General features: G+C 35.4%; 8 protein-coding genes and 1 pseudogene. 6 read left to right on the top strand and 3 right to left on the bottom strand.

Annotated elements, in window-relative coordinates; translation table 11 throughout:
• Positions 1–5: 5 nt before the first annotated feature.
• Positions 6–179 (bottom strand): annotated as a pseudogene (locus tag VKJ25_RS21020) (Uma2 family endonuclease); the annotation flags it as partial.
• Positions 180–853: 674 nt separating this feature from the next.
• Here VKJ25_RS21020 and VKJ25_RS21015 point away from each other — a divergent pair.
• The 6 genes from VKJ25_RS21015 to VKJ25_RS20990 all read left to right on the top strand — a co-directional run bounded on the left by VKJ25_RS21015 (position 854) and on the right by VKJ25_RS20990 (position 7,698).
• Positions 854–1,924: a TIGR03032 family protein gene (locus VKJ25_RS21015; RefSeq protein WP_324238599.1), complete on the top strand. Its 1,071-nt coding sequence runs from the start codon at positions 854–856 to the stop codon at positions 1,922–1,924.
• A gap of 578 nt (positions 1,925–2,502) precedes the next feature.
• Positions 2,503–3,111, top strand: coding sequence for an NfeD-like protein (locus VKJ25_RS21010; RefSeq protein WP_324238598.1), 609 nt, complete (start codon positions 2,503–2,505; stop codon positions 3,109–3,111).
• Positions 3,112–3,316: 205 nt separating this feature from the next.
• Positions 3,317–3,661, top strand: coding sequence for a hypothetical protein (locus VKJ25_RS21005; protein ID WP_324238597.1), 345 nt, complete (start codon positions 3,317–3,319; stop codon positions 3,659–3,661).
• 245 nt (positions 3,662–3,906) lie between these two features.
• Positions 3,907–5,292 (top strand): flotillin family protein, encoded by a 1,386-nt coding sequence (locus tag VKJ25_RS21000; RefSeq protein WP_324238596.1) that lies wholly within the window; start codon positions 3,907–3,909, stop codon positions 5,290–5,292.
• A gap of 407 nt (positions 5,293–5,699) precedes the next feature.
• A complete protein-coding gene (locus VKJ25_RS20995) occupies positions 5,700–6,998 on the top strand; it encodes a flotillin family protein (protein WP_324238595.1) in 1,299 nt (432 codons plus the stop codon).
• Positions 6,999–7,437: 439 nt separating this feature from the next.
• Complete coding sequence (locus VKJ25_RS20990; protein ID WP_324238594.1) at positions 7,438–7,698, top strand: ribbon-helix-helix domain-containing protein; 261 nt, start codon at positions 7,438–7,440, stop codon at positions 7,696–7,698.
• A 399-nt stretch (positions 7,699–8,097) separates the two neighbouring features.
• On the opposite strand, the gene VKJ25_RS20985 is transcribed toward VKJ25_RS20990, so the two are convergent.
• Positions 8,098–8,268, bottom strand: coding sequence for a DUF5615 family PIN-like protein (locus VKJ25_RS20985; protein WP_324238593.1), 171 nt, complete (start codon positions 8,266–8,268; stop codon positions 8,098–8,100).
• Position 8,269: 1 nt separating this feature from the next.
• Positions 8,270–8,488: a DUF433 domain-containing protein gene (locus VKJ25_RS20980; RefSeq protein WP_324238592.1), complete on the bottom strand. Its 219-nt coding sequence runs from the start codon at positions 8,486–8,488 to the stop codon at positions 8,270–8,272.
• Positions 8,489–8,608: the final 120 nt, after the last annotated feature.

The following is an 8,608-nucleotide window of genomic DNA, read 5'->3' as shown; positions in this document are numbered from 1 at the left end:
TACTAAAGTAAATCTCCAGCCACGAAAACTTCAGGATTATCAGCAAAGAACGAGTCTAAATTATTCTGAATAAGAGTAATCCAACGAAATTGAATCCTATTATCTGCCATAGGTTTACCATCACTATCTGGGTAAATAATTTCTGCTTCAGTTTGGAATAAAGGAACTTGTATTACCATATTTTATTCCCTCAAAACTTTAGTCAAATAGATATTATATTTGGTAGTGGGATGGTATGTTTTTAGTACCTAAAAGACCACCCCACACTACCTATTTTATCAAAAAAATCAACCTATTTATTACTGTGATGTTATCTGCCATAGGTGGACTATTACTATCAGGGTAAACAATTTCTACATCAGTTTGAGATCAAGAAATTTGTATGACTATGTTTTATTTCCTCAAAACTTTAGTATTATAAGATCAGCATTTAGCCGTCAGCTATCAGCTATCAACTATGAGTTATTAACTCACTTTTATACCAAAGGAGGAATTAGCCTAATAGCGAGAATTAAACTTATGTTTGCGTAGCATTCCGCAGGAAAGAAAAAGGCTATGAACTACCTTTAGTAAGTTATTAAGTTCAAAAGCTAAAAGCTGTTTGTGGAGCATTCCGTAGAAAATGCTAATAGCTGAATACTTATAATGTAAGTATATAATATTGCAGAAGTAAGAAGGGAGGGATGGCATATTGTTTTGACAAAAGACGATTTGATAGAGCGTGTAAGTGCATAAGCAAAATTAATTACATGTTATGTTTACTCCTTCTCCTTCCTTTCCAGTTTCCTATTCCCTCTTTCAACTAGGAAATTCCTAAAAGTACTACTACTTAACTAACTAAATAAAGATAAAAATGGAAACAAAATATAGCTCTGATCATACCGGAATATCTAATCCACAAATTATAGCTTCTCGAAGTTTTAGTCATTGGTTAAAAGCTGAAGAAATTAGCCTAGTATTTACAACTTACCAAACTTCTAGATTACTTTTTCTAGGGGTTAATCCCGAAGGTAACTTTTCTGGTTTTGAACGTTTGTTTGATCGTGCTATGGGATTATATGCTACTTCAGAACGACTATATATGAGTTCAAAATATCAAGTTTGGCAGTTAGATAATATTCTCAAAGAAGAACAATATTACAATGGTTATGATAAACTTTATGTGCCCAGAATAGGTTATACAACTGGTGATTTAGATATCCATGATTTGGTCGTTGATAATAACGATAGAATCATTTTTGTTAGTAGTTTATTGAACTGTTTAGCTACAGTTAGCCATAAAAATAGTTGTACTCCTTTATGGAAGCCATCGTTTATTTCTGAAGTTATTAATGAAGACCGTTGTCACCTAAATGGTTTAGCAATGGTAGCAGGAAAACCTACCTATGTTACTGCTATTAGTTCTGCAAATATAATTAATGGTTGGCGAGATAAAAGAAGGGATGGTGGTTGTTTAATTGATGTTCCTTCAAATGAGATTATTATGAGGGGTTTATCTATGCCTCATTCTCCCAGATTTTATCAAGGAAAGTTATGGTTATTAAATTCTGGAGAAGGTTTTTTTGGTGTAGTTGATTTAGATAAAGGTAAGTTTGAACCAATAACTTTTTGCCCTGGTTATTTGCGAGGTTTAGCCTTTTGGAAAAATTGGGCAATCGTCGGATTATCTAAACCAAGAGATAGGACTTTTTTAGGGTTAAAATTAGATGAAAATTTATTCGAGCAAAATGTAGAACCTCGTTGTGGTTTGATGATAATTGATATTAATACAGGTAATATTGTTGAATGGTTACGATTAGAAGGAGTAGTGACAGAGTTATACGATGTGCAAATATTACCAGGAGTTAAACGACCAATGGCTTTAGGGTTTCAAACAGATGAAATTAGTCGTATATTAACTTTAGACCCAATAGATAATGAATAATTGATAATGAATAATTGCTCGATAAGGTAATTAATAGACATCTCTAAAAATCAAAACCGAACATGATATTAGAATCCATTAATGAACGGATTTTTAACTAAATTTATTTGATTAACTTGGTTTCTGTATAATTATCAATACTAAGTAGGGGCGTTGCATTTAAAGCCCCCTACAGTTTTTCCCAATCAAATACAAATTTTTTCTACAAATAGACCCATAATTAATAATTGATAACTAAGCATTCAGCATTTCTTTGAGCAACCTGGTTTCTGCATAATTATCAATACTAACTAGGGGCGTTGCATTTAAAGCCTCCTACAGTTTTTCCCAATCAAATACAAATTTTTTCTACAAATAGACCAATAATTAATAATTGATAAGTAAGCATTCAGCATTTCTTTGAGCAACCTGGTTTCTGCATAATTATCAATACTAACTAGGGACGTTGCATTTAAAGCCCCCTGAAGTTTTTCCTAGTCAAATACAAATTTTTTTTACAAATAGACAAATCAGGAACTTAATTTGTCACAATATAAAATATATAAATGAGGATACTAAAAATTATGTAAGGACAGCTTATGGAATCAGCTTATATTTTCTGTCTAATTATTGGTGGAGTATTTGTGGGACTTTCCGCATTTGCTGGTCTAGATGGTGTAGATTTTGACCAAGATTTTGAGGCAGACCTAGAAATTATCAATCAAGAAAATAGAGAAGAAGGTAATACCTCAATATATCATCAACCTCGTCGGCGATTATGGCTACCATTTTTGAGCTGGAAATTCTGGACTTTTAGTAGTTGCTTTTTTGGCTTAACTGGAGTTGTACTATCTAATCTTTCTACCCGTCTTTCTGCTAATATAATTGCCATTATTTCTATAATAGTTGGTATTTTATGTGGCACAATAATGTCTTATGTATTATATAATTTAAAAAATCGTCCTGCTAATAGTTTAGTGCGTAGTGATGATTTGTTGGGTCTTTCAGGAACAGTGGAAATTCCTTTTGATAAAAAAAGTAAGGGTAAAATTCGAGTAAATGTTAAGGAGTCTATCGTGGAACTTATTGCTTTTACTGAAGAAAATAAGGAGTTTATTAAGGGAGAAAAAGTGTTTATAGTGGGAATGGAAAATAACAAAGTATGGATAGTATCAGAAGATTTGATGGCTACATCGTCTGAAGACTAATGTTATAGATTTTTTACCAAAAAACGAGGTCTAAAGCCTCCCCTTTTAAGGGTATGAAAAGCGGTTGAGGGATGGCAAGGTTTCCTCGCCATATGCAATCGACTAAGAGAAAATATTTGATTCAGTATTTCAAGCCTCAGACTTTAGTCTGAGGTTCACTCTCTACTGATAATAACTCATAACTGAAATGATTTAGGTATAGAGGATGAAAAATCAAATTTTAATGCTAGCCTATATTTCAGTAGGAATTGGTATATTTGCTGGAATATTTATAGTTTTATTGTTGTCAATTTTTCGTCAACGACAAGTTATAAATAGTCTAGTTAATTCTCAAGATTTTTTGGGTTTACCTTGCACTGTAGAAATTCCTTTTGATACTCATAGTCGTGGTAAAATACGTCTATATATTAAGGGTTATAGTCTGGAACTAATTGCTCGTACAGAAGAATCTAGAGAATTTACTAAAGGAGAAAAAGTATTTATTGTCGGCACAGAAAATAATCAGGTGTGGGTAGTTTCCCCCTTATTTTTTCATAATGTTGAGCAATAAATGCTAAGAAAGAATTGGTTAAGGCATAGACTAATATTAACGAAGTCAGAAGTCAGAAGTTGTTTTTGTCAAGGGGGATTAAGCCCTGCTCCAAAAACATTTCGCCGATAAATGAGGAGTTTGAAACCCTATTATTTTGATAAATTTTAGACTAGAAATTTTTTTCCTAACTGTTCCCTGTTCCCTCCATACCTATTCCCTAGTTTTCTATTAACTTCACACTTTGTAATCAGGAAATTTAGCTAATGAAAAGTCAATTTTTTGAGCCAGAAAAAACCGAAATAACTACAGTAGAAATTGCACAACTTTCTAGAGATTTAGAAACTAATCAACCTAATAACTTAACTACAGAAATTTCTTCTGGTTTACCAATCGCTCTATCCATATTTGGAGTATTAATATTCATCTGGTTTATCAATACCTTCATCCAAATATGTAAACCCAATGAAATTCTTATTTTATCTGGTCGGAAACGACGAACAAAAGAGGGGGAAACAGTTGGTTATCGGGTAATTTTTGGTGGTAGAGCAATTCCGATTCCGATTCTGGAAACAACTAAAACTATGGACTTGCGGACAATGCCAGTTCCTGTAGAAGTTCGTAACGCTTATTCTAAAGGAGGTACTCCCCTAAATATTCAAGCGATCGCTAATGTTAAAGTTTCTAACGACCCCAAAGTAGTAGGTAATGCCATAGAAAGATTTCTGGATCGCGATCGCTCAGAAATTACCCGTGTGGCCAGAGAAACTTTAGAAGGAAACCTCCGGGGAGTTGTCGCTACTCTCACCCCAGAACAACTGAATGAAGATCGTCTTCAATTTGCCGAACGCATTGCTGAAGATGTGAGTCGTGATTTAGCCAAACTGGGTTTACAACTAGATATCCTCAAAATTCAAAGTGTTTCTGATGACGTAGACTATCTCAACTCCATCGGACGCAAACAAATTGCTATGATTCGTCGAGATGCTGAAATTGCTGAATCTAATGCGAAAGCAGAAGCAGAACAAGTAGAAGCAGAATCTAAACGAGAGTCAGAAATTGCCAAAACTCAAGCAGCAACATTAATAGTTGAGAAAGAAAACGAACTGCGGAAAATCAAAGCTGAACTGGAACAGCAAGCGCGTTCAGAAGAAGAACGAACTATTGCTGCGGGGAAAGAAGCTAGAGCGAGAGCAGAACAATTATTGCAAACAGTTCGTGCAGAATTAGAAAGATTGCGTCTGGAAGCAGATGAAGTATTACCAGCAGATGCGCAACGGCAAGCCAAAGAACTGTTAGCAAGAGGAAATGCTTCTTCATTATCAGAAAATGCTCATGCTGAAGCTTTAGTTAACGATATGCTTTCCTTAGTTTGGCAGGAAACTGGTAAAGATGCTGCTGAGTTATTCTATCTACAGCAAATTAGCATGATTTTACGGGAGTCGGCGAAAGTTCCAGGACAAGTTAAGCTGGAAAATGTTAACGTTATTGATACTGGGGATGGTAAATCGATCGCTAGCTTGATCAATGCGTATCCCGAAATCTTCCGCCAGTTCCTCAAAAATGTTAATCAAACCCTTGGGGTTGATATAACAGGGAATTTCAGCAGTAATGGTCGCAAAAAAGTTGAATCTCTCGAAGCTGAAAAATAAATAGAACTTAGGCATGAACGCTATTGGTAGTGGACTGTTTCATCTTAAATGGTGCAATAGGAAATTGGTCTGAGATTGCTTTCGGTCCGGAATGCTACGCAAACACTATCGTTCGCAATGACAAATAATCATGCACTATTTTAGCTGAAACAATGCAGTAGGGTGTGTTAGCGGCAGCGTAACGCACCAAGACTCTATATAGTGCCTTGGCGTAAGTCCCGATCGAGATCAGGTAGAGCAAGAGGGTAATTAACAGCTTGACATAATCATAGATTATGAAGTACAGCAGTGGGAGCATCTTGCTCCCGTGTCAGATATTCCTTTTGTTATCTTAATCCTCCATCCATATTGCCTACTGCCTACTGCCTATTAACTATTCTATCAATTAATTCAGGAGTAAAAAAATCATGGAAATAATATTAGCATTACTAGGAGTTTTCGGCCTCGGAACTGGTGCGGGTGTTTTTGTAATTCGCAACCTTTATTACATTTGTCAACCCAGTGAAGTCTTAATTTTTGCTGGTGGTCGTCACCGGGTTGGTAATACTGACAAAAAAGTTGGATATCGTCTGGTTAAAGGTGGTAGCAGTATTCGCGTGCCTCTCTTAGAACAAGCTTTTCGCATGGACTTGAGTAATATGATTATTGAACTCAAGGTTACTAATTCTTATTCTAAAGGTGGTATTCCTCTGACTGTCGAAAGTGTAGCCAATATCAAAGTTGCTGGTGAGGAACCTACTATTCATAATGCCATTGAACGTTTGCTAGGAAAAAGTCGCCAGGAAATTGAAAAGTTAGCTCAGGAAACTCTAGAAGGAAATTTGCGTGGTGTGTTAGCATCTCTGACACCGGAACAAGTGAACGAAGATAAAATTGCATTCGCGAAAAACTTACTAGAAGAAGCAGAAGACGACTTGGAAAAATTAGGTTTGATATTAGATACCCTGCAAATTCAAAATATTTCCGATGACGTAGGATATCTTAATTCGATCGGTCGTAGGCAACAAGCAGAACTATTACGAGATTCTCGGATTGCTGAAGCTCAAACTCAGGCAGAATCAGTTATGCGGGATGCCGAAAACTATAAAAATACTTCTCTTAAACAGATTGAAACTGACATTGCTATGGCTCGTGCAGATGCCGAAAGGCGGATTAAAGATGCGAAAACGAAACGGCAAGCTGTAGTCGCTGAAGCTGAAGCAGAAATTGGATCGCAAGTAGCCCGGACTCAAGCTGAAGTTGCAGTACAACAGGAACGAATTAAACAGGTGGAACAACAGTTACAAGCAGATGTAGTTGCTCCTGCGGAAGCCGAATGTAAGCGTTTGGTCGCTCGTGCCAAGGGTGATGCTGCTGCTATTGTGGAACCAGGAAAAGCACAAGCTGAGGGGATTCGTAAATTGGCAGAATCTTGGAAAGCTGCTGGTGCAAATGCGCGGGAAGTTTTTCTGTATCAGAAGTTGGAAGAGTTGTTGCAGATTATTGTGTCTACAGTACCAGAAATTGAGGTGGATAATGTAACTGTGATTAATGCTCAAGGTGGGAGCAATGCCACAAAAATGGCTGCTTTCTTTGAGGAGTTGAAGCAAACTGCTGGTATTGATGTTGCTGCTACTTTGGAAAGTCTGACAGCAGGAAAGGATGATACTGAAGGCCGACCTAAGAAGTCAGAAGTCAAAAATAATAATTCTGAAGTTAAAAATTAGATTGTTGTATTGCAAGCTTTTTGCTTGCAATATAAGCAATAGACACCTCCAGAAAAGAGGGAACACTTAACTGGGAAGAATAGTTGATAATTTCGTATGGCAGAATTGATTTTAATTTTTGTTTTTAGAGATATCTAATAGAGAATCCGGTTCAACAGTTATCATTCTCCCCCCTTTGAAACCGCAGCGGGGGAGATTCCCTTCTAAAGTCGATTTAGTTAGAACTTACGCAAACAAACCAAAGATATTGCTAAATCGACAGTACAAACTTCTCAATAAAAAAAACATTCCCTGACTTTTCGCGGGGAATAGTGCATACTGATTAATGATTCTAAATTTTTATGAGCTAATCTCTTAATAAAACCAAAATCTCAAAATATAAGCATATTTTTTAGAAAAATACTGTGTAAAACTGGAACTTTAATTATCAAAATTAACAATGAATATTACTTTAAATTCAGAACAAACTGAGTTCATCCAAGAAAAACTAAAAACTGGCAGATATCAAAATGCCAATGAAGTAATTGTCAAAGCTTTTAGATTATTAGAAGAAGAGGATAGAATCTATCAAACATGGGTAGAAGAAACTCAAAAAAAAGTAGATATAGCTATTGAAGAAATCGAGCGAGGTGAAGTAATAGATGGAGAAATTGTGGTTAATCAGTTGAAAGAAAAGTTACGTCAATATCGTCAAAAATAATTATGAATCGTTATATTATTACTTCCTCTGCTAGTAAAGATTTAAACGAAATTATAGATTATTTTGCTAGTTTCAATATTGCCAAAGGGGTCAAACCTAACCCCCTAACCCCCTTCCCTGCAAGGGAAGGGGGAAAGATTCTCCCCTCTCCTTGCAGGAGAAGGGTTGGGGGAGAGGTTTTTATGGGGACTCAAACTTACCCACATTTTAAAGGTAGATGCGCTACTACATTAGTTTATTCTTGAACTTCTATAAACTAATAACCCTAACCTCTTTTTTAGAGATTATGTCTAGAACATCTATAACTTTTGGTACTAAAATTTTCAAATCTACTAAACGATTTGAAGGTGCTTGTAAAACAATCACTGCAATATTAAACTGTGGTAAATTCAATTGAAATTATAAGTTGCGGTCAACTGTAATAAAAACATCAAATTGTGTTTCTGCAAGAGCAAGAAGTTGACCATTTTTTGTTCCTGTCCACCCCATCTGAGACACAGTTTTTACTTCATAGTCAACAAATTCTCTTGCTAACCTACGATCTATACATTCATCTAAAATAATCTTCATTCTATGCCACTACACGAATAATTTGCTTTTCTATTTCTTCTAAGAATCCAATTACTTGTTCTTTAGTAACGCTAGGAAACCCATCAAGAAAATTATCAATAGTTTCTCCTGCTTTTAAATAGTCAAAAAGTGTTTCTACTGGCACTCTTGTACCACCAAAAACTGGGGTTCCTCCCATAACTTCAGGAGATATACTAATTATTGAAGAGTTTTTAAACATACATAACTTCTCCATTGATAAGAAAATTTTGCTGGCCAATATGGTATAGATAAATTATACTCATAACTACCAAATTATTGTTTAAACTAGACCGTAAAGTTTGAATATTTTTATTATAGC

It is taken from the genome of Okeania sp. (assembly GCF_035285525.1).
Lineage (GTDB): Bacteria > Cyanobacteriota > Cyanobacteriia > Cyanobacteriales > Microcoleaceae > Trichodesmium.
The sequence above is the reverse complement of the archived record's forward strand: the minus strand, read 5'-3'. Positions and strand labels throughout refer to the sequence as shown.